Source organism: Peribacillus sp. SIMBA_075, assembly GCF_046534585.1.
In genome coordinates this window covers 40,440-65,806 of sequence record NZ_JAWRYN010000027.1, presented here as the reverse complement: position 1 = coordinate 65,806, position 25,367 = coordinate 40,440, and the positions used below count along the sequence as shown (strand labels likewise).

Here is a 25,367-nt window from a genome sequence, read left to right as displayed (position 1 = left end):
CTTTCATTCCTTCGTCATGCCTATCCAAGGGGTGGAGGCCGGTTTTGCTAACGGAACGGGTCATTGCCCTTTTGTTCTATATATCCGGTACTTCGTGCTTTCTTTGAAATCCTACGAATAAGCCAACTTTCGTTAATAATAATGTGAATGTAAATTTACGCTGCTAGTTGTTCAAGAGGGAAGACCATTTCCGGTTTATAGGCAGAGCCATTACGAGCAATCCCTACTAGGACACGGGCGAGTTTTCCACATAGTTTCATGATGGATTTCATTTTCTTAATCTTCTTCACTTTAACGTTGTTTGAGTGTAGGGCTTTAAACTCAGGGTTATTCATCACCAGACTCATGATCTTCCACGTTTGGAAAGAACAATTTGGCCTTTCCACTTCCCAGAGCTGGCCTCAGCGAGATGCAATCCTGCATGACGAAGGAGCGCATTCCCGTGAGCGAACCCACTCAGATCTCCAGCTTCGCCTAAGATGCCCGCCAGTGAAATCTCACTGATTCCTTTAATGGCAAGTATTTGCTTAACGAATGGGATCTTTTCCAAGACGTTTGTGACTTCTTGCGTCACTCTTTCGAGTTGGGATGAAGCGAGATCATATTCCTCTAATAACTGTTCCAAGTGAAGTTTATACGCATCAAGGGCTTGTTTCGTACCAATTGAACGCTTGGCCAACGCAAGCAGGGAATGGGCTTTTTTATGCCCGGAATGTCGCTTCATACATGATTTCCACCCGGTTACGATATCTTGAGGCTGTAAGGAACATAATTCAGCTGGGGTAGGAAAGAGGCGTAGGGTTGCGATTGCCCCTTTACATGATACGTCTTTAAACACTTCCCGGAGCTCGGGAAAGACAACATCCACCCAGCGATTAATTTGGTTGATGGAGCTAACAAGACGCTTAACGATCACATCTCGGTTAGCCATAAGGACACGAAGTTTTTCAAATGATTCTGAAGTGGAACGAACGAAGGCATAGTAGCCATTCTTCACCATATCAGCGATGACAAGGGCATCTTTTTTATCACTTTTGGATTGCGTATTATCACGATTTTCTTTGTTTCTTTTGACATGGTGAGGATTGACCGTGACGACATCCATGTTTTGTTTGACTAGCCACTTTGAAAGGTTTATCCAATAATGACCGGTAGGTTCCATTCCGATTATCGTGGTGTCTAAGTTTTTCAGGTGTTTTAGTTCCTTGATCCAGTTTAGTAAGCTAGTAAAACCCTCTTCGTTATTTTCAAAAGACAAAGGTTTCCCGACCACAATGCCCCGATAGTTTACAGCACGGGCCACGTGTACGTGTTGGGCAATATCCACACCAACAACTAGATGTTGATCCGAAATTCTTTCAATTAGTTGATTTTGTTTGTTTTGCATTTTAAAATTCATAGTAGGGCTTCCTCCTTAAGATTTTGAGTTAGATTGGACTCTATACTCATATCTTACTGAGGGGCTCTATTTTTTTCAAACCTGATATTTAACGATCTACAGGAATGCTAACGCACCCGTTAGTTGAAGAACAACAGGTCAGTTTAACTCACCATTAAACATATTTCGCCACCGAAAATACCTTCGTCCACTAATTTAGATATTCACTTCCAAAATTCGGAACCTAGTTTGCGATATCGTAGCTTAGCTCCTTCTACCCCTAATAGACAAACAGACGACCATACAATTGGTCGTCTGATTTGTTTATAGATCGAGTGTCACCGTTGTCTTGCTGTTGTCGACACCCGATAGCAGAACATCATTGTTTCCGCCCATAGACTTCAAATTCATAAATATTTGCTGTTCCAGTTTCCGCATAATTTTGCGGCGTCGTAATATAAAGCCTTACATACCTTGCGGTGGATTTCGTTATATACCTGTCCGTGCTGTTCGAAACGTTTCCTTCTACTGAATCTAGGTCAGTCCAGGTGGTTCCATCCAGACTTCCCTGAAGCTTATAATTTTTTGTATTCAGGGATAAGGTCTCTCCGCCTACTCCAGCATGCTTTACTACCCACCTGCTTATATCATAATTTCCTCCAAGATCGACCATCAGCCATTTGTCCCCGGTCGTATTGGAAGACCACTTTCGGCCGCTTTCAGCCGATCCATCTACTGCCTTGGACGGTTCGTATCCCGCCACACCTCCGTTGGCTGTAACCTCCTTATTCAGAACCAAATTTACCGGAGCAGGATCGAAAGCTAAAGTGGTAACTTTTAATGGGCTGCTGGCCGCTGAAACATTTCCTGCTGCATCCCTGGCTTTTACAGTAAATTGATATTTCTTTTTTGCTTTCAGTCCTGTCACTTTATAGTTCGTACGCCCTGTTGTGGATCCAATCAGTTTCTTTCCATTATAAATATCGTAGCCTGTAACACCTACATTACCCGTAAAATTATCTGTAGCTGCATCCCATGACAGCATTGCCATCTTGTCCGTTACTACTTTCGTTGAGACATTGGTTGGTGCGGTAGGCGCTTGTTTATCTGCTGCTAGTGCATCCGCCGTGTAATTATTTATGGTCCAGGTAGTTACCGTACTTTTTTTCGAGAAGTCCCTTCCATTTATTACCACTCTGTCGGCATAAACATCTAAAATCAAGCCTTGACCTGAATCCTTGATAGCTCCATCTCTCATCATTGTAAAGTACTGTTTGTTATAGAAAGTACCCGGTAACGTGAGAGGATAATGTATATGTCCCGTTAAGAAAACGCTTTGAGGATATTTTCCAATAATGTCCTTTAACTTTTGATCCTGTACCTCATCACTTTGATAAGGATCCCAAGGATATTCCTCATATACGGTATTATCTAGTGGCTGATGAAGGAAGAGAAATATCGGTTTGTCTTTACTTGCGTTCTCTGCCAACTTCTCGCTTAACCACTTCATCTGGGTATCCGATATATATGCACTGTCTTTATCATCAGTCTCCGTTGCCAAATAGATGAAGTGGTATCCGCTTATCCACTTATCATAATAAACATCTGGCATACCAGTATGTGTCAAAAATCTGTTTTTAGCAGTTTCAAATCCTCCCATCCACCTTACATCATGGTTCCCTAAAATATAGTTGGGATCAAGTTGAGGATATTTGTTCATTGTTTTCATTAATGTATTATATTGTGCATCTGTGCCATATTCAGTAAGATCTCCACCAACGCTAACGGATTGCACATTATTGCTAACTGCGTCCTGCAATGCATTGTCAAGTCTGACATCGGCGATATCCCCTTGTACATTTGCATGTGTATCAGAAATGGACATAAAGCTGAATTTATAACTAGTATCCTTGTCAGGTGTTGTTGAAGCAAGAACCGTAACATTGGTGCTTGTTGACAATGCTACATTATCCGGATTTGTAACCCCTGTAGGCAGATCTACTGTTCCCTTTACCGTGAAACTCTGCTCGGTTTTTACGGAAGGATCATAGCCTGATGCATTTATATTCCAGGTTACAGGTGCATTCAAATTACCGCCGTCGGTCACCAGTGCTACTGTGCTAGGCAATCCAAGGGCCACCGCTTTAGGTGCTGTTCCGTTTACTACACCAGTAATCGCTGCAGGTGCTGTGATGCTTGTTAGTATCTTCCCCTTTATTTCTACTGGATAAGTTGTTGTCTTATCGCGTACTGTGACGGTCAGTGGTTGGCTGGCCACTGCAGTTGAACTGTTGAATCCGCTTACGTCGGAAGCTCTGACTTCCTCCATCCTAGTCGAACCGTCAATGTAGGTGCCGGTGACTTTCATACTCGTAAGATCAAGGCTCTCTCCAATACGGTATACAGTCTTTGCTGGTGGTTTTGTAAGCTCAATGCTGTTCAATGTCTTTGAAAACTGAAACCAGTTGAGGTTGGCTACATATGTTTTTCCCGCCGCTACCTTTACTACAAGGTATACATCATGACTTCCTGTAACTTCAGTAATATCGGTTGACATAGTTTTATAGACATTCCAGTTATCCGGTGCGGTAGCTGCGGCAGTAAGTGTCCCCACTTTTTTACCATTCGCGCTGGTCGGACCGTCAATCCATACTTCAATATTTCCCCCTGCATTTGATCCCTTAACTGAAAGTCTTGCACTAAATTTCGTAGCGCCATTAACGTCGCTACCAAAGTCAATATTGTTATATACTAAATACTGGTTGTCATTAGTACCTCCTATACATTGTCCACCATCTGGGCAAGCTTCGACTTTAAGGTAGGCACCCGACTTGGAACTAAAGCTTTCTGCTTCTGTTAGACTATATGCATCGCTTGCTGCATGCACCGGCATATTGCCAACACTGATGCTGAGTAGGAATCCAACTATCAGGATAAATGAAAATAATGACTTGTTAAACTTCGTTAAAGTAACCATAACATCTCCCTTGATTTTTTTTATTTTTTCTCTCTCCCTTTGTTGCCTAGTAAAAAATTTCGATTAAAAATCCGCTATGAACATTGACTTATCAATACGACGTAGTTTATTTTTTGAAAAAAGATTGATCAAATCCTTTAATCCTCTCATGTTGACCACATTTTTAGAATAAAGTTCGATAAAAAAACATTGATAAATCTTGATTTATCAATGTTCTTATAAAATATGTACTGGGTTTAATCAATCCTTTTTATAAACGGTGCAACTTTTTTACAAACGGCCGAACATTATTTTCCCCCCCTTCAGAATCAAATTTGCTTTTCTGCTTAATGGTAAGTGATAAATATTTATAGAGTTTAAATCCAATGTAAACATTTTGTAATATCGATATATTGATATTATGTTATAACAATAGAATCCAAAATTTAAATCCTGTGTAGACAGGATTTAACGAATATTCAAAATAACAAACGTATTGTAAAATATAGGCTAATTCCCTTTATCTGCATTTTTTGTTCACTGCTATTCGACATCATAATATTATGACAATAGAATACCAAATATCTATTGTCATACATTTTTTTGAAATTTTAGAATTTCTCCTTAATGGTCGAATTAAGGTCAATATAATAACGATACTGGTCTCCAATATAATAGCATTCTGTATATTCTGCAAAATCAATATCTTTACAAAAGGTTTTTTTTTACCCGTTTTAGGACTGGAGTATCTTCTGCAATATTTAATTCCCTTATTACTTCTTCCGTTGGCTTTACTGCTTCTAGATATTCTTTAATCTTCGAAATGTGAATACCTTTTTCATTTAACATTTTGGATAACGATCCATAATAATCCTTTGGGTCTGTTGGTAAAATAACAGTTGTTTTAATAAACGTTTTAAAATAGACCATTACATTATCTTCGGTACCTCGTACCCGTCTTATCTCATATACATTTTCCCCTGCAGAAATATTTAATTGCTTCGCAACATGCTGGTCTGCTTGGACTATTGATATCTTTGCTCTTTTAGTAGTTGCTTTTTTACCTAGTTCATTCATTTCAAAGGTGAAGCCTCTAACATACGTATAATAGTTATTTTTTTCTTCAATCTGCTCGTTTTGATCTAATACGAAAGTACCTGTCGGTCTTTTTCGCACTAAGTACTCTTCCCAAACTAATTCATTGATAGCTTCCCTAACAGTAATTCTATTGACGTCATAGGTTTTACAAAGCACTAATTCAGAAGGAATTTTATCACCTGGATTCCAAACCTTGTTTTCGATTTTCTTCTTGATCTCTCTCTTCACCTGAATATAGAGAGGTGCCGCCTCTTTACTTGTATCAAGTTTCATTTTCTGCAAATTCCCTCCCAAACATCAAATGCTTTTTACATTATTTTCTTCCTTGGGGCTACACCAAAGTGTTCTATCAACTAATTGTTATTCCAATTTCGTTTCATAAATTACATTCCCTTAATAATTTTAATAATCACTATGTTAAGTTAATCTATTTATTAATGGATGAAAACTATATTTTGCGGTCTACAGCAAGTACTCTGTCATTAAGCCTACTAAGCTGCCCTTTTGCTACATTACGAGTATTACCAAGCTGTTTTATCTTTTTTTACTTCTTCTTATAGAACTCCCTCAGTTTAATAGATAATGCTCACGAATACTCGCTTATTCGCAGGATTTCAAACCACATGGTATAGGTTGCTTTAGATGAACGAAAGAGATAGGACCGTTTTGATAAGATGAGGGCAGAGTGAAATAGGGGATCTGTCAAAAATCCCATATTATTACATATACTGCGCGCATTTTCCACGCTGCCCCTGGAGGCTTTCCCTCCCATGTCTCAACGGGTCATAATCATATGCCCTTTCATTCCTTCGTCATGCCTATCCAAGGGGTGGAGGCTGGTTTTGCTAACGGAACGGGTCATTGCCCTTTTGTTCTATATATCCAGTACTTCGTGCTTTTTTTGAAATCCTACGAATAAGCCAACTTTCGTAAAAACAATGTGATTGTAAATTTACGCTGTTAGTTGTTCAAGAGGGAATACCATTTCCGGTTTATAGACAGAGCCATTACGAGCAATCCCTACTAAGACACGGGCGAGTTTTCCACAAAGTTTCATGATGGATTTCATTTTCTTAATCTTCTTCACCTTAACATTATTCGAGTGTAGGGCTTTAAACTCAGGGTTATTCATCACTAGACTCATGGTCGCAAGGAAGAGGTAACGCCGCAGGCGTGATCTTCCACGTTTGGAAAGAACAATTTGGCCTTTCCACTTCCCAGAGCTTGCCTCAGCGAGATGCAATCCTGCATGACGAAGGAGCGCATTCCCGAGAGCGAACCCACTCAGATCTCCAGCTTCTCCTAAGATGCCCGCCAGTGAAATCTCGCTGATTCCTTTAATGGCAAGTATTTGCTTAACGAATGGAATCTGTTTCAAGACGTTTGTGACTTCTTGCGTCACTCTTTCGAGTTGGGATGAAGCGAGATCATATTCCTCTACTAACTGTTCCAAGTGAAGTTTATACGCATCAAGGGCCTGTTTCGTACCAATTGAACGTTTGGCCAATGCAAGCGGGGAACGGGCTTTTTTATGCCCGGAATGTCGCTTCATACATGATTTCCACCCGGTTACGATATCTTGAGGCTGTAAGGAACATAATTCAGCTGGGGTAGGAAAGAGGCGTAGGGTTGCGATTGCCCCTTTACATGATACGTCTTTAAACACTTGCCGGAGCTCGGGAAAGACAACATCCACCCAGCGATTAATTTGGTTGATGGAGCTAACAAGACGTTTAACGATCACATCTCGGTTAGCCATAAGGACACGAAGTTTTTCAAATGATTCTGAAGTGGAACGAACGAAGGCATAATAGCCATTCTTCACCATATCAGCGATGACAAGGGCATCTTTTTTATGACTTTTGGATTGCGTATTATCACGATTTTCTTTGTTTCTTTTGACATGGTGAGGATTGACCGTAACGACATCCATGTTTTGTTTGACTAGCCACTTTGAAGGGTTCATCCAATAATGACCGGTAGGTTAACACGAGTGGACGGATCACAGGCCCCAGCGCATCCGGCTATTTGTCATTTCACCAATTGTTTTCTTTCTTGTTTTGTTCATAAGATACCTGCTCTCATAAATTAATAGAGATAAAAAAGACAGCCGGGGGTGGCTGTCTTCTTAATTGTGTGAGGGAGGAAAATAAAATGTCGAACTAAGGTAAATGTAGGTTTAATTAAGTTGGATTCACGGGAGGTGTGAAGGTAAAACTTGTGAGGTAAATTACATTCTTAATAAAACCCTTTAGTCTAAGAACGTCAATTCTATACTTTACCTTTTCTAAATATGAAAATTTCTCAAAGACATTCTACAAAAAGTAACAAATCCCTATTTAAAAACATATATTTAGTTTAGATTTTTTATCGAAATTAAAAGGAATTAGGAAGATTTTACCTGAATATATACAAAGTTAGAAAATATTTACAAAAAGGAGTATGATTAAGTTGAAGAAGTTTACCGGAGTTTTGTTAGCATTTGTTTTTGTTTTACGCATGTTCTTTCCTTTTGGCGGAGATAGTGCTAGTGCTGCCACAATAAGTAATGATGGTTTTATTGTATCCGACCCTAAAGTAGTTAAGGAGAAAGAGTATGAAGACCTTGCAGTAGATAGTAAAGGTGCAACAAGAAGTTTAACCGCTAAAGAGTCGCGTGAATTTCAAAAATTAGTAGAGAAAGAGTATTTTAAAAATCAGAAGAAAACTACCATATATACTAAAAAAGGTGAGTCTAATAGTAATGGAATGTCAGCTAAAGCTAAAGCACCAGCTAATTATCTGAGAGTAGCCCATGAAACGTTATATGTTGGTAACAAAGGAACTATTACCATGTCATCTAAAATTGAAGTAATGACCGGAAAAAAACCACATACCATATGGACAGGTGGAAAACTTTATTCAGGTAAAAATCAGTATGGTAAATATACTCAAGTAACCAAATTTGATACGGAGTGGACAGGTGCAGAAATAAAAGTTGGTAAAAAATCATCAAAAACTTACAACAATAAAACGACGAATTTCTACAAGAGCCTTCATAAAACTACGGCAGCCTGGAGTGGTATTGGTACACGAACTAATGAGGGGGAAACAGAAGAGGTATTAGTTAATAAAAAGACGAAGGCTTACCCTGAAATATACAATTCACACAATAGAACGAGTATGTGGACTCCAACAAAATCTGATATAAAGGTAGTACCAGAAAAAGATCGAACTAAGAGAGATAGTAAACTTAAGGATAAATTTATGCCATGGTATATTAAAACATATGGAGATCCAAAATGGGGACCAAAATGGCCGGGTGCTGAAATACATCATGAATTGCCATTAAAATATGGCGGAACAAATTCGATGTCTAATTTATTCCCATTGCCAAAAGAACTCCATCAACAAACAGTAACTCCTTGGTGGGCTTCATATTAATTAATAATGGAGGGGATTAGTGAATTGAGTCATTTTGTACAAAATACATTGTCCGGATTAAAGAAATTGTTGGATAACAAAGACCAAATGAAGTCATTATCAGAGGAAGGGGAAGTCTATAGCGTTTCGTGTTCTTTTAACCCACCAATAAAGTCAAATGAAGTTGAAAAGTTTGAAAGTGAACACGATATCAAGCTTCCTGAAGACTACAAAGCGTTCTTGACACTCCATAATGGAGCAAGAATATATGAATCAGTCGATGACGACGGTGTTAACATAGGAGGCGGTCTTCATTTATTTAGCTTAGATGACATAAAAGAAACTCAAGAAGTTGAATATATAAGTGAACATGGGATTCCTATTGCACACCTATTGGAAGATTGCTATCTAATATTAGATATTGAAAAACTAAAGAGTGGGGATCCGAATTACCTTAACATTTTGGAATTTACAGATATAAAAACTTTAAACCTTAACTTTGAAATCTTCTTAGACCGCTACATTATTTCGCAAGGTGTGCCGTTTTGGAGCTGGCCTATATACACAGCTGAAAACTACTATAGAACCAGGTAAAATAAATAAAAGAGCGATTGCTAATTAAATGCAGTCGCTCTTTTTGATTACTATTTGGATTCGATGTCAAGTATCACTGTTTGTTTGTGTTTAGGATTTTTAGTTTTGTCTGTTTCATAAATAACGTCTGAGGGATCGTTTAGTTCAGATTCTTCTTTAGAAGTCTTTTCTTTAGATGCCTTTACATTTGATTGAGAAGAACAACCAATTAACATTAAGCCAGCAAGTAAAATGAAGGCATATTTATTAATCATGTATGCAGCTCCTTATTTGTTTGTTAAAAGCATAACATGGAAAGGCATCACTTTTGTGTCACATTTTGCAAAGAAGGGGACAAATATTTAAAAATCCACTCTTTCAACATAATACCAATTTAGTTGAAAGAGTGATGTAGGTAAATAAAAACCAGAGAAATCCCTGGTATAACTATATTAGTTTAGCAATAAATCTATTGTTCTTCTTTTTCCCAAACTTCTTCAGACTTGTCCCTGTTTTGAGCTTTATAATAAATGCTATCACCGTTAACACCTTTAGCGTTCCTTAAACCACCAGCTAATTTATAAAAGGAAGTTTCGTCTGAGTCATATTTATAAACAAACCGGTAATCTCGTTTTACCTTGGGTAACAGCCTACTCATTGAAAAGAAGTCTAATCGACTCCAGTCCTGCAATGCGTATCTTAAAGCCTTTTTAGGTCGATATGGATCCTCCAAAGCATCCTTTACAACTTTTAAGTAACCACTATAGAATTCAGTAAATTGTTGTCTAGTCATTGACATTGCCAAAGGACGTATATCCACAGGAATTAAATCAGGATGAAGATATACGTCAGTTATAGGATGTTTATTATTCTTCATTTGAATAAAAAGGCAAGGAAGGTTTACGGTGGATACAAGAAAATGCAAAAAAGGACCTGGAACATATGTTATAAAATTTAAAAGTGAGAAAAAGTATATTGGAAAAGGTAACATGAATAGAGCACGTGCTTTAGAGAAAGAGGTTCAACTTATCTTTGCGTAAAATACTCATTTTACGAACAAATGGACATAGGAATAGACGTTTGGTATAATATTCATATTATCATTAGGGAGCGTGTCTTATGAAAACAGAAATGTTTCAAAGTATTAAAGAGTTCCTAATAGGCCAAATTGATCCTTCCTTTATCATCGTGTTTGGTTCTTACGCGAAGAACACTACACATAAGGATAGTGACATTGATGTAGCGTTCTACAGTGAAGATTCTTCACATATTACATATGAGTTATTTTTATTGGCCCAGGAACTGGCCGATATCCTTAAAATAGATGTGGACCTGATTAATCTAAGATCAGCATCAACCGTTTTTCAAGCACAGATTTACACAACTGGTACTGTGATTTATTCGAAAGATGACACACTTCTTAAAAACCAACAAATGACTGCTCTAAGCATGTACGCAAAATTGAATGAGGAACGTGAAAATATCTTAAAAAAAATAGGAGAAAGTGGGAGCATTTATGAAGAATGATGTGATTTTGAATAAAATTAGTGTAATAGAGCGTTGCATGAACCGCGTTCGCGAAGTATATGCCAACGATGCTGGAAGTCTAAAAGACTTTACTAAACAAGACTCCATTATACTTAATATTCAAAGGGCCTGCGAAGCGTCAATCGACTTGGCTATGCATATTGTAGCTGAACGGAAATTGGGATTGCCTCAAACCAGCAGAGATGCTTTTGATATGCTTCATGGGGCTTTAATTATTGACGAAAATACTGTTAAACGATTAAAGGCCATGGTGGGTTTTAGAAACATTGCCGTTCATGATTACCAGACGGTTAATATAGACATTTTGCAGCAAATTGTTGCGAACCATCTTGAGGATTTCACTGACTATACAAAACAAATCCTCAAATTTTAATAAAGGAGTTTTATGATGAATTACAAAATCCGTGTTTATGATCTCCAGACAAATAAAGAAACAATCAAGGTAGATAAAATCTTTGAAACGAAAGATGTTGCTGAAGCTGCTATCGAAAATCATAAACTTCAAAATCCAGAAAAATATGAGTATGTAAAAATTCCTGTGAAAAGTTAATTATTTCAGTCCTACCCTTCCGTGCTGGGCTGTTACGTAAGTTAGTAACTTGAACATAACATAATTATGTAAACAACTATTCGTAAAAATTGAATTTTACGCAGAAATAGAACTTTATAAAGGAGTTTACCAATGGCCAATACCAGACAACATCAAGTCCATGAGCAGAAATTGGAACAGCTGGTTAAGTCCATGCCTTTCTACATCGTTGAATATGTTGATAATAAATTGGATACCCGTTCCCCTTCCACCCTTTTGAATTACGTTCTTGATTATAAATTGTTTTTGGAATGGCTGATTGCCGAAGGCATTGCTGAAGACAAACATATTAAGGATATTCCTCTGTCCGTGCTGGAAAAGTTAAAATTAGTCGAAGCCCAATCCTTTATAAAATTTTTGGAACGGAGAAATATTCCCATCAATAAAAAGGAAACAAAAAAGGCAGAAAAGGTATCAGTCAATCGGAAAATTTCAGCATTACGTTCCCTTTTCAAGTATTTAACGACTCAGACCGAAAATGATGAAGGCGAACCTTACTTCTATCGAAATGTTATGCTGAAAATTGAAGTGAATAAAGTGAAAGAGACATTAGGGGCACGAGCTTCTAGAATATCTACAAAGATTTTTCACAATGATGAAGATGCTCGGTTTCTTGAATTCGTGAAGCATAATTATGAAAAGGAGCTACCTGGAAAATCCAGGAAACTCATTTATTTTAAAAGGGACAAAGAACGTGATTTTGCAATTTTATCCCTTTTCTTAGGAAGCGGTATCCGGGTGAACGAGTTATCCAACTTAAGGCTACGTGACTTGGATTTCGAAGAAAAACAAATACACGTTTTACGTAAGGGTGGAAAAAAGGATGTTGTGGCAGTCTCTCCTCCGTCCATGCAGGACATAAAAGATTACCTAGCTGTGCGATCGGAACGTTATAGGGGATCAAACGATGATACGGCCTATGTATTCTTGACTAGAGTGAATGATGGAGCGACCCCACTTTCCAACCGCGCGATTGAGGCACTAGTAAAGAAGTACACGAAGGCATTTAAGTCCAATAAATCGATGTCCCCACACAAACTTAGGCATACTTATGGAACGAACTTAATGGAGCAGTCAGGAGACATCCATTTGCTGATGACTCAACTGGGTCATACTTCAACCACAACGGCTGCCCTATATACAAACCCTGAGCAAGAGAAGGCTAAAAAGGCTGCGAAACTCCTGGGAGAGAGAAGAACCAATTATCGTGAAAAGGATTAAAAGAAAAAAGAGAAGATTTTCTAGCCTTCTCTTTTTGTTTTGAAAGAACCTTCTCTGGTGAATAATCTTTTATCCTTATGAATCGTCTGTGAAGAGGGATCGACTATCAAGTGAAGTTGGTGACCCAATATTTCATCCCTGGAACCTGGAAAATCAAAATATAGACGCTGTATCTTATTTAAACATAAAGATTTGCATAAAGTTCTTTATGTTATTCGGTATCTTTTATTAAAAATCCTGTGCTTCAATGTCGTATTTCGAATTATAATCAATTCGAAATGTACAACCGATTACTGATTCTAACTGTAGGATTAAAGTAAAGTTTGATCAAAAGTGTGCTGCAAAAGCCGAATTTATAATAGAAGAAACCCACACATTTTGAACAAAATTATCAAAATGTGGATTTCATTTTTATAGGTTATAGAGATTTTTATAAAAAAGATTGATTATAAATACACGGATTCTTTTAATTGAATTAACTTCCAATAAGCACGTATGATTATAAGGCCCCCGTTGCCACCACTAACATTCTTTTACATTCACCTTTTTTCATTCGGTTTAATAAATGACCATAGACGACTGTTGCTGAACACCCCGCACCACTACCTCCTGCCAAAACCGGTTGCCCTTCCCGATAAATCATTAATCCGCAGTCCTGATACTGGTTTTCACTAATAGGGGTTCCATGCTTTTTAAATAAATCCAGGGACACTTCATGGCCAATCTGACCAAGATCCCCGGCTAGGAGAAACTGAACCTGTTCCTTTTGAATCCCCCCTTTTTCCATGGATTTTGACAAGCTTCTTCAAAAAATATTTTATGAGCTTTTTCATAGGAATCCTGACCGAGCCATAAATCATCATGCAGAAGATCAAATCTTTCGCGATAGCTCCATCTGCTTCAAACGGCCCTCCCACTGTACCTGTAGAAACAATCACGGGCTTTTGTTCGAAGACCCATTTACGATGACCTTCTAACATTACAAGCCACCCCACTGTATAAGAATTGTTTTAATCAAGGCGATGACAAACGCAGAAAAGACGCCAAATAGAATCACCGATCCTGCCAGTTTAAACATATTACCGCCTACCCCTAATACGAACCCTTCGGTTCGGTGTTCAATCGCTGCTGAAATGACGGCATTGCCAAAACCAGTAACCGGTACAGCCGTCCCGGCCTCCAAATTGAGCCATGCAATCATAGACACCGAAACCTGTAAGAAGCATCGTAATAAAAACTAAAGTCCCTATAGTTGGATTTCCAGCTGTTTGGTCGGTGAAATCAAAATAATAAATAAAAAACGCGGAAATGAGCTGCCCGATCAGACAAATAAGGCCCCCTGTTAAAAATGCTTTTATGCAATTTTTAACTACTGGTCTCTTTGTTTCCCGGTGTTTTTGAATCCTTTGATATTCTTGTTGAACAGGTGTCAATTGTTTCTTTTGTTTATTCGACATGGTTCGACTCCTCTTTCTCCTTAGGTTTGTTCTTTCATCAGACTTTTGATTTTATTAAAGTCCTTTTCTAATTTCTTCCGTTTTGTGTTATCCTTTTGGATTTTTTGTTCTAATTGATCAAGTTCCAAATACATTTTTAAATCGGTCGATACCAAGATTTTACGATCAGGATACTCTTTTTCCAAGTCTGATTTCACGTTCTTTTCGATTTTCTTTAATCGAAAACGCTCAAAGTTTTCGACTTTTATCGCTATTAATAGCTCTTATCCGTATTCACAGCCTTCACATCCGAAATGTCTTCCTCTGTGATGACCTTCTTTTTTGCTTGATTCGCCACGGATTGATTGATGGGCTTGCTTATATGTACCTGTGAAATACTAAGATCCTCATGGTCCTCACCGGATTGAGTTTGATTTCTATTACATCCTGAACCTAACCGATAACAGTTAGTAATAAAAGAAACATGATGAATTGGTTTATTTTTCTTTCATAAGATCACCCCTTTATTTTATTATCATGGAAGGCAAAAAAGGTTGGTTAACACTCAACCAACCTTCCCTAGCTTTTACATTATTGTTGTTTGTATTGGGGTTCTTCTTGTTCGATTTGTTGAATACGTGGTTCAATGGTGTCTATAATGGATTGAGTTTGTTTTGCAGCATCCTGGTAAAGCTGCTTTGCTTGTTCGTTGTCTGTACCAAGAGAGAAGGTTTCAAAGCTAGCTTGAGCACTTTTCAACCCTGCAAGAGTTGTCTTAACGTTAGTGATTACTGTCATGAATAACGCCTCCTTTTTCAAAAAATTATTACTCTTTTAGAATGGAGAAAAAAAGGTTTTATATGTACTCAAAATTCTTCCATATAATATAAAATTATTACGAAGTAAAAGTCTAAGAGTATAAAAAGAGCAACCGTTTTACATCCAGACGGCTGCTCTTTGTGTTGTTATAAACGATTCCAAACTCTCTTTAAATCTAATGGGACGAATACCCTATTCCCATGTATCTCTTTATGTATTATGAGTTGTGAAAAGCATGGATCTATACCTAGCTCTTCTGTTTTATGCCTAGCTGAATTTATTCCTAAAAAATTTTTAACGTCTTCGGGTAATTGCATATCACTAGCTCCTTATAACTTTTTATAATTGAACTTTCTTAATTTGTCCCTTAAAAGTATTTTTATTTCTAATTTGAGCGATTGAAACGTCTACACTTATCTGGACAGAAGTTTTAAGGGCAGATACACTTAACACACTACAGATAAAGGAGAACTCAATATGACCAAGCGAGAACGCCGTACGTTGACTTCCGAATTTAAACAACAGATCATTCAGCTCTACCAAAATGGAAAAAACCGTAAGTCTCTTATTGAAGAATATGAACTTACTCCTTCTTCTTTAGACCGGTGGATACAACATAGTGAAAACACAGGTTCTTTTGAAGAAAAAGATAACCGTTCACCTGAGGAACAAGAACTTATTAAACTACGAAAAGAACTGAAGAAGTTACAGATGGAGAATAAGCAAGCCGCGCTGATACTAGGACGAAAGTAAATGTCATTAAACGGAACAAAGATAAATACTCGGTATCAGCAATGTGTGGCGTCCTAGAGCTTTCACGGAGTACTTATTACTACGAGGCAAAAGAACGAACCTCAGAAAACGATCACAAACGCCATTTTTGATAAAGCCCGTAAGGCGTACTGAACACGTAAGATTAAGGTTGAATTAAAGGACATTTTGGATTGTCAACACTAAATCAAACAAATTTTTATATTCAGAGGACTTAAGTAGCCAAGACTTTTCCAAAATCCCTTAGGAGAAACAAAAATAAAAATACCTCCTAATTAATATTAGAAGGTATTTTTAGATAAAAAAGGAAAGGAACTCCAAGGAGTTTCTCACGCTGTAATTAGTTTGTTCATTATTTATTAAATATATTCGCAATTTTACACCGTGTTCCTATATCATTACTATATAAGGACGTTAATAACGGCTGTTTTGATAATAAATTCCACTGTTCGAGATGTACTTTTACGACGGGGTACAACTCATTCCTGTTTTATTACATTATGGGAGCTTGTAACATTTCCCAGTACAGGCAAAATCCACATATTGATTACAGTGCAAATATTTTTATTTATAAAAAATTAAAATGCAACGTTTTCTCGATGTTTGCCTTCGCTTGATGGGCATGTGGTAATGGTCTTAAGATCGGAAACAGCAATTAATGAAATAAAATTAATGTAGATATTCCGAGCAAAACCAGTCAGGTATCCATAACAAGCACTTTTAATAAAATCCTCTTTTTATGAATATTCCCGAAAATACAACAAATAGTACTAGGGTAAATACTTTTAAAAGGAGTGACTAACATGAAATCCACTTTTTTAACAAGCGCCTTAATTGCGCTGTTACTTACCGGCTGCGGGACGAGTGATAATAATGATCATGGAAAAAATGTAGGAATGAATACTCGAAGCGATAAGAATAATGCCATGGACAATACCTTGAATGTAAACGACAGAAACAGGGATAACGATTACAATTACAATGCTGACCATAATAATAAAATGCGTGTGGCTGATGAAATAGCAAATCGGCTAGAGGACATGGAAGGTGTAGACGGTGCCTCTGTCATTATTACAGATAATAACGCATATGTTGCCGTGAATCTGACAAATGACAAGAACCTGACTAATGACTTAGAAAATAAAATTGTTGATCAGGTAAAAAAACATGATAAAGATATAGACGATGTTTATGTCTCTGCGAATCCGGACTTTGTTAAAAGTATGAAAGAATATGTGAACGATATTCAAAATGGAAAGCCCATTGGCGGACTATCTGATGAGTTTGGTGATATGGTACGAAGAGTGTTCCCGGATGCCAAGTAGAGGTACCGCCCCATCGCCATCAAACTAAGGTGAATTTGTATCATCATTCCGAAAAAAACGCTATTCTTTTTGTAGAAATATACAGGAAGGGTGGCGTTTTCTATGAGTTTTTCTGTTTCAGACGAAATGAATCTCTTATCTCCGTCTTCTCTAAAGAATTTTTGTTCAACGTACAAGTAAATATCAAGCACAAGAATTAATTGCTTTATGTGTATGACTTAATCAACAATTTAATGGTTCAGCCGTACAGTTTCTTCAACAAGAGGCCCCACCACATCGCCATCAAGCTAAGAAAAAGGATTATCCCCAAAACGAAAAAATATGCTATTCTTTCTGTAAATGCTGCTGAAAAGAAAATTCCCTATTTATAAATTTTAGAGAATAGGCATTTATATAAATTAGGAGGAAGAAGCCGTTGAAGACTAGTATCATCATTATCGATGACCATCAGCTTTTCCGTGAAGGCGTTAAGCGTATATTAGATTTTGAATCCTTTGATGTTGTTGCCGAAGGCGATGACGGAAGCGAGGCTATGGATCTTGTTGAAACACACAAACCAGATGTTGTTATCATGGATATCAACATGCCGAATATGAACGGTGTTGAAGCAACTAAAATGCTTGTAAACCGTTACCCTGAAACGAAAGTCATCATTTTATCGATTCATGATGATGAAAACTATGTACAGCATGCATTGAAAACAGGAGCACAAGGTTATCTGTTAAAAGAAATGGACGCCAAGGGGTTAATTAATGCTGTTCGTGTAGTCGCAGAAGGTGGCTCATACCTTCACCCGAAGGTGACACATAATCTAGTCAAAGAATATCGTCGTTTAGCTGCTGAAGTGGGTGCTGATCGTGATTCAGTGCATGCTGTAGAAATCAGAAGACCGCATCACCTATTGACTCGACGCGAGTGTGAAGTTCTTCAACTTTTAGCAGACGGAAAAAGCAACCGTGCCGTCGGCGAAACTTTATACATCAGTGAAAAAACAGTAAAAAACCATGTAAGTAACATGTTTCAAAAAATAAATGTATACGACCGTACACAAGCTGTTGTTCTAGCCATTAAAAACGGCTGGGTAGAAGTGAAATAATTTCAACTAATGATAAATCCTGCTCCTCAGTTTTCGTAATGCGTGCTGAAGAGCCGGATTTTGTATGCCTATTTTTCCATCACTCGCTAATTTTGAAACAAGGATCATTTCGTATTTAGTAATTTACTTTGTTAGCTTGATGGGTATGTGGCGGTACCCCTTTTTGGTTGAAATATAGGGGGAGCTGAGTAACCGATTATCGTTCGTTCCGGATGTTGATGAAAAGAAGGTTCGTTCTATTGTTGTGAAAGAACTGAAATTGTATAAAGCATTGAAGATACAACAACAAAATAAAAAAGAATTTATTGGAGAAAGGGATTGTCGGACATATATTCCCTAAGGTTCAAGAGAATGATGTAGCAAACGAACTAAAAGTGATTCAAATGGAAGCCTTAGAATATAGCCTTGACCCAATAGAACGCCAAATCAATGAAATGAAGTATTTGAGCCATGAAAGGTAGAATGATATTTCGGTCTTTTTTGTTGTTTAATCGTGTCATTAAACTATGTAGAACATAGAATGAATTAACCCATTTAAGTTCCTCCTTAAAACAAATAAGGAGTGATTGTATGTCAGGTTTTCGTAGAGATGGCTGTTGTGATGGATTTGACGGGGGCTGTGGATTTAGTGGTGGATTTGCCTTTTTAGTTGTATTGTTTATTCTCTTAATTATTGTTGGAGCTAGTTTCTGCGGTGGTTTTGGTGGCGGTTATGGTGGATATGCCCCAGCCTATGGATATGGTGCATGCTGCTAAGAATATCAAAAGCTGACCTCATTTTTGGTCGGCCTTTTATGTTTTAATTTCTATTTCAGATGGGATGCTTTTAACTTTGTAAATCTGTATTTTCCTTATTTTACGCCAAAGTAATCGGCTTATTTATTTTAATAAAAAATATGGACAAAATAGGAGAAAAAGGCGGACAAAGTTGCTGCTTTTTTTATGCCCATTTTTATAAGATTAATACAGGATGTAATTCCTGGGATGAGCATAATCCCAAATCGAATGTTGTTTCTAAAAAGGCTTTACTTAGCCATTTGGTACTTACATCCAATCTTTCAATAGGGATACATTTTGATTAAACTTTGAAAAACCTCAGAGTCGTTAGCTATCATCCTCGATTAACGCGCCCTATCGTACTATTAGGTCAAGGGCTAGACCAGTTCAAGAGGTGTACCCGATTGTTAAAGAAGATTTATCCGCAATACCGTCTATATCCGTATCCATTTTTTTATCTTCACAATCCATTATGTTTGTTAAAGCAATTCCACTCAGATTAAATGGAAATTTATACTTCAAGGCTGTGAATACGGATAAAGAGTTATTCATAGCACTAAAAGTCGAAAACTTTGAGCGTTTTCGATTAAAAAAATCGAAAAGAACGTGAAATCAGACTTGGAAAAAGTGTATCCAGATCATAAAATCCTTGTTTCGACGAATTCAAAAATGTATTTGGAACTTGATCAATTAGAACAAAAAACTCCAAAAGGATAACACAAATATAAAGTAATTAGATAAGGACTTTAATAAAATCAAAGGTCTTATGAAAGAACAAACGTAAGGAGAAAGAGGGGGTGAGACCCATTTCGAGTAATCAGAAGAAACAATTGACACCTGTTCAACAAGAATATCAAAGTATTCAAAAACACCGAAACAAAAAGACCAGTGGTTAAAAAATTGCATAAGAGCATTTTTAACAGGAGGCCTTATTCACCTAGTCACACCCATTTTTAAAAAGGTTAAATTTCAACTAGGTATAAATCTCTGCCTCATTCTGAAGTCTTATGCTTGTACATATATTAGCAATAAACAAATGATAAAGGTGATGTTTATTCTTCAGAAAATCACGGCTATTCTTATAGGCAGTCTATTATTGAGTATCGGAATAAACGGTTTTTTAGTTCCCCATCATTTATTAGATGGAGGGATTACAGGCATTGCCCTCATCATCCATTATTACTTTGGATTCCCAACAGGTTTAGCCATGTTTCTTTTGAGTATCCCACTGTGTATATTCGCATGGATTCATGAACGATCATTCTTTTATAATAGCTTTTTGGGTTTAATTGTTGCGTCTATGTTCATTGATTGGCTAGCCCCTTTAAGAAACCAATTTTCCCTTTCTATTTTTCCAAGTGTGTTATTAGGAGGAGGATTAATTGGAATCGGAGTAGGAGTCATGCTTCGATATAAGGCAAGTACCGGGGGAACTGACTTGTTAGCTCAATTTATATCGAAAGCTATGTCCGTTAATATAGGGGTCGTTATTTTCATGATAGATGGTCTAATTGTAACGTCGGCGTTTAAAATGTTAGAGTTAAAAGCTTTCCTTTTTTCTGGCTTAACTATTGGTATGATTGGAATGATTACATCTTTAATGGCTAGCCCATCGAATAAGTAATGAATGGAACCATTTAGACCTAGAAGATTGAATGATTTCATTTCGTTACACCTTCGACCGGTTGATTTTAGTATTTTAATAAATAACTTATTTCATAAAGCGCTTGATAACTTGGCATGAAGTTATGATTTTCTTTATTGTATACAAGCTGTCCACCTTGCTAAGTATGTTTTCATGGTTTTGTGGTAGAATAGTATTTGTCTTTTTATTAGAAAACATAAAAATAAGGTTAGAAAATATTCACTTTTATTGGCAAGTTAATTCTGCTTTTTGGTCTAGTGATTGTCGCAATGCTCTGTAAAGGAAAGGCTGTACTGGCTCAGTTGACCCCGCCTGATCTTGCGGCCATTGTGTTTGTTGTCACGTTGTCAGTCAGTCCTATCAAAGCAAACGGAATTGAACAGACCATTACAGGAATCATTACCTTTGTCATCATGTATCTGTTGTTTTCTAAATTAAGTCTTTTTCGCAGGTTATTCGAATGTTCATTGGCCATCCAAGCATTTTAATCAAACATGGGAAAATCTTTTAAAAAACTTACGGAAAAAACGCTTTTCTTTCGTGGAGCTATTATCAACCATTCGAGCTGCTGGATATCCGAACAAACGGGATATCAATTATGTCTGTTTACAGTTAAATTTATACGACTGTATTGTTTATAATGTACTCGATTTTGTATCTCAAAACAGTTAGAGATTGAATTGGTGCGGTTTTGAGTGGATTACTAACTCCATGTACTCAAATTCATGTCCCCAATGTACTTTACATTGTGTCTTCGTACACACATGGAGGAGAGAGAATAGTTATGGTTCTACATAGTTTACAATTTAACTGGTTTACATAAGATAAATTATAGGAAGTTGTAAATATATAAAATTCATTGTCTCAAAACGGCAAGTAATCTTGTTGTAGTGAGACGGAATAAAAAAAATACATTTACATTTTCTTGAATAATGTATAATTGGGGAAACTCCATTTACGGTTTTCCAGGACTCCGTAGACAGAAAAAACCTCTAGGTATATCTTGGAGGCTTTTTTAAATAGTATCTCATTGCCACTAGTATTCTTATATTTTGAGACAAAAAAGAATTTTAAACTAATTGATATTCTTCTTAATGTACATCTTCTGTTGATGGTGTATCTGCTTTATCAATAGTGATATTTATTGCATACACTTCTTCTTTTGTCATTGGTTCAGCAGCCTCAGCTTTAGTTTTCACCTTTTCAACCTCTTTGCCATGTTTCTCCACTTCTTTATTATCCTTTTGAATTTCTTTTACAAGTTCTGCGACTAATTTATCAGATTGTCCAGCCTTTTCTTCCACATATTTAAGTGTAGCATTCAAGTTTTTAATTGTATTGTTAGCTGAAGCAAGCTCTTTAACCTTTGCGTCATATTCAGCTGTTTTGATGGCCAACTGATCCCTAGTGACCAGATGATTAGCTGTTTCAGTATTCAATTTTGTTTTTCAAATCTGCGAAAGCTTTGGTTGCCAATTTGAGATTTATAAAAATAAGCTATGTTAATCGTTAATGTTGATATTTCAATAATAAAAAAGAATGCCTATATATAGGCATTCTTCATCGTTTTTTATGACCATTTTTCTTCATCATCAATCCATTGATTATTTTTTAACTCATATGATTTATTATCGTCGTGGAAAAAAAGAACGATGGTAAATTCAATATATCCCCACCTGGTTTTTTCCAGCATTGACCAAACGAATCTGTAAACGCTTTTTGTTCTAACTCGTATATTGCTGGATAGTTTTCTTCGTAAAAATTATCAAGAAAATCATGAGTCCGGTGATGAACACAGATAGTCCTGCACCAGTCTGCAGAAACATCGGCAGAACAATCATGCTCGACATAAATATCAACGTATACGACAATAGCAGAAGCAGCCCAACGATGAACATCGGAAGCTTGGAAACGCTCAGATTCATCATCGGATCTCGCATAAAGTTCTGCCGCAGTATGAACAATGCCAGCGCGACGAGCCCTTTTCGACTCACCTCCTTTTATTGTTCACATGCGTAATTATCTTTGTCTCGGTCCATCTTCGCTTGATAAGCAGGATGGTCGGATGGTACGCCACTTGGATATTTGGTACGTAAGTCGGTGCAGTTCTGGAAGAACTCTGCTTGTGGTTCTGGCTCTGGCTCTGGAGTAGGCGCTGGCTTCGGAGCAGGTTTAGGTTTTGGAGCGGGAGCTGGCTCTGCTTTCTTCTCTTCTTCATAATGGAAACCGTGGTCATGGTCTACGTGAGCATAGCCTGGAATACTCCAAACTCCAATCTTTTTATTACGAGCGATATCCTGTGCCTTATGAAATTCATCGAGCAACGTTAAATCGTTATATAAGTAAGCGGTAGCGGCTAATCCTTTTTCCAATACCATTTCTTGATAAGTCGTATCCCCTACCCAAACATACGCTAATACTCGGCCATACTTATCGGTTCTCTCTTTTCCTAATTGAATCCCAACCGTTTTATTCTTTATTCGCTTTGACTCCATGCTGTACGGCTTTAGGAGTAGCTGTTTTAGTTGTAGCGGGTGTAGTAGCTTTTTCGGAAGTCTTTTCCGTTTCCTTTTTAGCTGTTTCAGAATCTTTTTTCTCAGATTCTTCTTTGGCTGCTTCTTCTTTTTTCTCAGCCTTTTCTTCTTGCTTTTTCTCTTCCTGTGATGATTTGGTTTTCGTTTCATTAGAAGCTGTTTCTGTATCTAATGTCGGGTCGTTAAGTATGGCAATCATAAAGACTACGAATGAAATTAAGCTGAATAAAAACGATTTTCTCCATTTCTTCTTTCTAAAAATATCAATGATTCCTTTCACGATAAAAACTACGAATAATAAAAACGCGATAATCTGAATTGCTCCTAACATCTTATTCCTTCTCCCCCTGTTGTATCTCGTATAGTTCTTTCATACATCTAATTTCTGTTGCCTGTTTACTGAGCCGGACGTAAAAGGAACGTCTAAATAATCAGCTAATTCTCTTAAAGTTAAACCCTTCGACTCTCTATATAACCGAATAAACGACCCTAAATAATCTCTGAACTCTGACATAACAACCACCTCAAATGATTCTATAAAATAACAATAGCATCTATTTCCATAAATTTAAATATCTGTTTTTTCTATTTTAGAAACAAAAAACAAGGAGCTTTGACTTTACTTTCAAAATATAAGTTAACTAAAACAAATTCCAATGAGCTGAGTCCAAAATAAAGAGACATTATTCCCTAATGGAATAATGTCCTACTGGTTCGAGCTGAAATAAGGTTCTAACGTAGTTTCCATCCATTAATAAAGACCTTGTTCTAAACCAAATATCCTTTAATAACGTATCTGGTTCGACTTGATAAATATTTAGTAATTCCTTAATTTCTAGAATTTTATTAATATACCTTGCCTTCCCAGCCTTCACTACATCATGCAATGCTTCCATCGTCCTGTAACTATTGCTAATACTAGCACTTTGCAAAAGTCCGACAAACCGTATTATTTTAATTAATCATTTATTCCAATCTATGCATCCATGAAGGATGCGACTTCAACCCCTGTAACAGTAGGATCACTAACTAAATTTCAATCCACGCATCCATGAAGGATGCGACTTAAAGGCAAGAACACTGTATCAAAACGCAAAATATTTCAATCCACGCATCCATGAAGGATGCGACTATTACAAAGACGGAATAAAGGGAGGCGACCCAAGATTTCAATCCACGCATCCATGAAGGATGCGACGAGTTTACCGATTCTTGGAGGTTCCAGAAAAGGTATTTCAATCCACGCATCCATGAAGGATGCGACCAACAGGGGAAGAAACTAAATATGAGTTTTAATAATATTTCAATCCACGCATCCATGAAGGATGCGACAAAGGTGGAAACAAAATGCAAACAGTAATCGTAAATTTCAATCCACGCATCCATGAAGGATGCGACCTTCTCCTTCCAAGCAATCAACAAACTTACAATTAATATTTCAATCCACGCATCCATGAAGGATGCGACTTTGACCACTTGTACGTAAGTAAAGACTTTGCATTTCAATCCACGCATCCATGAAGGATGCGACTCTCTATAACCTCATTAAGTCCTTCGATAATTGGTATTTCAATCCACGCATCCATGAAGGATGCGACTAAGATCCTGCAGCTATGTATGATGGATGAAATTATTTCAATCCACGCATCCATGAAGGATGCGACGAGCTCCGGGAAACCAAGATGCCCGCAATCCTTACGATTTCAATCCACGCATCCATGAAGGATGCGACGGCGATTTTTGATTAAAACAACTAAAAAATGGGTTATTCAACTCAAAAATACACTATTTTCTTTATTAAATAAAGAACTCAATTTAGAAATTCATAAAATTGCACTAGTAAAACATGAAAAATTAGGTGCGAATGTTTCTGGAAATCTATGTGTGCTGAACATTCGCACTAAAAAATTAAAGGACTATCTAAATCGACTGATTCTTTGACACCAATATGTTCTACCTTGGACTTATAATTGTTACCTAACTGATAAAACCTGAGACTATCATGATCTTCCTCAATAATATTAGACAGTTTTATTTTCAAAGTGGCTAATTGAGTTGCATCTACAATACATTCAAATACTGAATTCTGAACTCGTTGACCATAATTTTGACATATTTTCGAAACTTTCCGCAGTCTCTTTTGTCCGCCACTACTAATGGTACTTACATCATACGTAATCAATACTAACAAATGTTACA

Annotated in this window: 25 protein-coding genes, 5 pseudogenes and 1 CRISPR repeat array; of the genes and pseudogenes, 14 read left to right on the top strand and 16 right to left on the bottom strand. The window is 37.0% G+C overall.

Annotation, left to right across the window (positions count from 1 at the left end; genetic code table 11):
• Positions 1-155: 155 nt before the first annotated feature.
• The 4 genes and pseudogenes from SB775_RS18215 to SB775_RS18200 all read right to left on the bottom strand — a co-directional run.
• Positions 156-1,399 (bottom strand): annotated as a pseudogene (locus SB775_RS18215) (IS110 family RNA-guided transposase).
• Between the two features lie 358 nt (positions 1,400-1,757).
• Positions 1,758-4,355: a carbohydrate-binding protein gene (locus SB775_RS18210; RefSeq protein ID WP_410862657.1), complete on the bottom strand. Its 2,598-nt coding sequence runs from the start codon at positions 4,353-4,355 to the stop codon at positions 1,758-1,760.
• A 687-nt stretch (positions 4,356-5,042) separates the two neighbouring features.
• Positions 5,043-5,705, bottom strand: coding sequence for a GntR family transcriptional regulator (locus SB775_RS18205; RefSeq protein ID WP_410862656.1), 663 nt, complete (start codon positions 5,703-5,705; stop codon positions 5,043-5,045).
• A gap of 679 nt (positions 5,706-6,384) precedes the next feature.
• Positions 6,385-7,416 (bottom strand): annotated as a pseudogene (locus SB775_RS18200) (IS110 family RNA-guided transposase); the annotation flags it as partial.
• Positions 7,417-7,883: 467 nt separating this feature from the next.
• Here SB775_RS18200 and SB775_RS18195 point away from each other — a divergent pair.
• Entirely contained in the window at positions 7,884-8,855 is a 972-nt protein-coding gene (locus SB775_RS18195; protein WP_410862655.1) for an HNH endonuclease signature motif containing protein, read from the top strand.
• 24 nt (positions 8,856-8,879) lie between these two features.
• Positions 8,880-9,428, top strand: a complete 549-nt coding sequence (locus SB775_RS18190) for an SMI1/KNR4 family protein (protein ID WP_410862654.1) — start codon at positions 8,880-8,882, stop codon at positions 9,426-9,428.
• A 50-nt stretch (positions 9,429-9,478) separates the two neighbouring features.
• Here the strand turns inward: SB775_RS18190 and SB775_RS18185 are convergent, their stop codons facing one another.
• The gene (locus tag SB775_RS18185; RefSeq protein WP_410862652.1) at positions 9,479-9,682 is read right to left on the bottom strand and encodes a hypothetical protein; all 204 of its coding nucleotides are present in this window, start codon (positions 9,680-9,682) and stop codon (positions 9,479-9,481) included.
• Positions 9,683-9,876: 194 nt separating this feature from the next.
• Positions 9,877-10,284: a hypothetical protein gene (locus tag SB775_RS18180; protein WP_410862650.1), complete on the bottom strand. Its 408-nt coding sequence runs from the start codon at positions 10,282-10,284 to the stop codon at positions 9,877-9,879.
• Between the two features lie 28 nt (positions 10,285-10,312).
• Here SB775_RS18180 and SB775_RS18175 point away from each other — a divergent pair, with 28 nt between their 5' ends.
• The 5 genes from SB775_RS18175 to xerS all read left to right on the top strand — a co-directional run bounded on the left by SB775_RS18175 (position 10,313) and on the right by xerS (position 12,765).
• Entirely contained in the window at positions 10,313-10,447 is a 135-nt protein-coding gene (locus SB775_RS18175) for a hypothetical protein (RefSeq protein WP_410862649.1), read from the top strand.
• Positions 10,448-10,526: 79 nt separating this feature from the next.
• Positions 10,527-10,934: a type VII toxin-antitoxin system MntA family adenylyltransferase antitoxin gene (gene mntA / locus SB775_RS18170; protein WP_410862647.1), complete on the top strand. Its 408-nt coding sequence runs from the start codon at positions 10,527-10,529 to the stop codon at positions 10,932-10,934.
• Positions 10,924-11,328, top strand: coding sequence for a type VII toxin-antitoxin system HepT family RNase toxin (gene hepT, locus SB775_RS18165; protein WP_410862646.1), 405 nt, complete (start codon positions 10,924-10,926; stop codon positions 11,326-11,328). Before mntA ends, hepT begins: the two co-directional genes overlap by 11 nt.
• Before the next feature lie 15 nt (positions 11,329-11,343).
• Positions 11,344-11,505 (top strand): hypothetical protein, encoded by a 162-nt coding sequence (locus tag SB775_RS18160; protein ID WP_410862644.1) that lies wholly within the window; start codon positions 11,344-11,346, stop codon positions 11,503-11,505.
• Positions 11,506-11,637: 132 nt separating this feature from the next.
• Positions 11,638-12,765, top strand: coding sequence for a tyrosine recombinase XerS (gene xerS / locus SB775_RS18155; protein ID WP_410862642.1), 1,128 nt, complete (start codon positions 11,638-11,640; stop codon positions 12,763-12,765).
• A 502-nt stretch (positions 12,766-13,267) separates the two neighbouring features.
• Here the strand turns inward: xerS and SB775_RS18150 are convergent.
• The 4 genes and pseudogenes from SB775_RS18150 to SB775_RS18135 all read right to left on the bottom strand — a co-directional run.
• Positions 13,268-13,745, bottom strand: a pseudogene (locus SB775_RS18150) (beta-ketoacyl-[acyl-carrier-protein] synthase family protein); the annotation flags it as partial.
• Positions 13,745-14,222 (bottom strand): annotated as a pseudogene (gene spoVAC / locus SB775_RS18145) (stage V sporulation protein AC). The pseudogenes spoVAC and SB775_RS18150, both read right to left, overlap by 1 nt.
• 20 nt (positions 14,223-14,242) lie before the next feature.
• On the bottom strand, positions 14,243-14,407 hold the full coding sequence (locus SB775_RS18140; protein WP_410862641.1) for a hypothetical protein: 165 nt from the start codon (positions 14,405-14,407) through the stop codon (positions 14,243-14,245).
• Between the two features lie 385 nt (positions 14,408-14,792).
• Positions 14,793-14,999 carry a DUF1657 domain-containing protein gene (locus tag SB775_RS18135; protein ID WP_410862639.1) on the bottom strand — a complete coding sequence of 69 codons (207 nt, stop codon included), beginning with the start codon at positions 14,997-14,999 and terminating at the stop codon, positions 14,793-14,795.
• Positions 15,000-15,497: 498 nt separating this feature from the next.
• Between SB775_RS18135 and SB775_RS18130 the strand changes: the two are divergent.
• From SB775_RS18130 to SB775_RS18105, 6 genes and pseudogenes are all read left to right on the top strand, one after another.
• A pseudogene (locus SB775_RS18130) lies at positions 15,498-15,880 on the top strand (transposase); the annotation flags it as partial.
• 714 nt (positions 15,881-16,594) lie between these two features.
• Positions 16,595-17,116, top strand: coding sequence for a YhcN/YlaJ family sporulation lipoprotein (locus SB775_RS18125; RefSeq protein WP_410862637.1), 522 nt, complete (start codon positions 16,595-16,597; stop codon positions 17,114-17,116).
• Between the two features lie 415 nt (positions 17,117-17,531).
• Positions 17,532-18,212 carry a response regulator transcription factor gene (locus SB775_RS18120; RefSeq protein WP_410862636.1) on the top strand — a complete coding sequence of 227 codons (681 nt, stop codon included), beginning with the start codon at positions 17,532-17,534 and terminating at the stop codon, positions 18,210-18,212.
• Between the two features lie 570 nt (positions 18,213-18,782).
• On the top strand, positions 18,783-18,968 hold the full coding sequence (locus SB775_RS18115; RefSeq protein WP_410862634.1) for a YjcZ family sporulation protein: 186 nt from the start codon (positions 18,783-18,785) through the stop codon (positions 18,966-18,968).
• A gap of 1,057 nt (positions 18,969-20,025) precedes the next feature.
• The gene (locus SB775_RS18110) at positions 20,026-20,613 is read left to right on the top strand and encodes a YitT family protein (protein WP_410862633.1); all 588 of its coding nucleotides are present in this window, start codon (positions 20,026-20,028) and stop codon (positions 20,611-20,613) included.
• A 290-nt stretch (positions 20,614-20,903) separates the two neighbouring features.
• Positions 20,904-21,122, top strand: coding sequence for a hypothetical protein (locus tag SB775_RS18105; protein ID WP_410862632.1), 219 nt, complete (start codon positions 20,904-20,906; stop codon positions 21,120-21,122).
• Positions 21,123-21,725: 603 nt separating this feature from the next.
• Here the strand turns inward: SB775_RS18105 and SB775_RS18100 are convergent.
• The 5 genes from SB775_RS18100 to SB775_RS18080 all read right to left on the bottom strand — a co-directional run bounded on the left by SB775_RS18100 (position 21,726) and on the right by SB775_RS18080 (position 24,064).
• Positions 21,726-22,073, bottom strand: coding sequence for a hypothetical protein (locus SB775_RS18100; RefSeq protein WP_410862631.1), 348 nt, complete (start codon positions 22,071-22,073; stop codon positions 21,726-21,728).
• Positions 22,074-22,358: 285 nt separating this feature from the next.
• Positions 22,359-22,574 (bottom strand): hypothetical protein, encoded by a 216-nt coding sequence (locus tag SB775_RS18095; RefSeq protein ID WP_410862629.1) that lies wholly within the window; start codon positions 22,572-22,574, stop codon positions 22,359-22,361.
• A 60-nt stretch (positions 22,575-22,634) separates the two neighbouring features.
• Entirely contained in the window at positions 22,635-23,129 is a 495-nt protein-coding gene (locus SB775_RS18090) for an excalibur calcium-binding domain-containing protein (RefSeq protein WP_410862627.1), read from the bottom strand.
• Positions 23,104-23,499, bottom strand: coding sequence for a hypothetical protein (locus SB775_RS18085; RefSeq protein WP_410862626.1), 396 nt, complete (start codon positions 23,497-23,499; stop codon positions 23,104-23,106). The genes SB775_RS18090 and SB775_RS18085 overlap by 26 nt, the downstream gene beginning before the upstream one ends.
• A 352-nt stretch (positions 23,500-23,851) precedes the next feature.
• The gene (locus tag SB775_RS18080; RefSeq protein ID WP_410862624.1) at positions 23,852-24,064 is read right to left on the bottom strand and encodes a hypothetical protein; all 213 of its coding nucleotides are present in this window, start codon (positions 24,062-24,064) and stop codon (positions 23,852-23,854) included.
• A 72-nt stretch (positions 24,065-24,136) separates the two neighbouring features.
• Positions 24,137-24,900: direct repeats of the CRISPR family, unit length 32 nt; unit sequence ATTTCAATCCACGCATCCATGAAGGATGCGAC.
• 8 nt (positions 24,901-24,908) lie between these two features.
• On the opposite strand from SB775_RS18080, the gene SB775_RS18075 reads away from it, so the two are divergent.
• Entirely contained in the window at positions 24,909-25,109 is a 201-nt protein-coding gene (locus SB775_RS18075; RefSeq protein WP_410862662.1) for a hypothetical protein, read from the top strand.
• Here SB775_RS18075 and cas2 read toward each other — a convergent pair.
• Positions 25,069-25,359, bottom strand: coding sequence for a CRISPR-associated endonuclease Cas2 (gene cas2, locus SB775_RS18070; RefSeq protein WP_410862622.1), 291 nt, complete (start codon positions 25,357-25,359; stop codon positions 25,069-25,071). The two genes, SB775_RS18075 and cas2, sit on opposite strands and share 41 nt — an antisense overlap.
• Positions 25,360-25,367 lie beyond the last annotated feature (8 nt).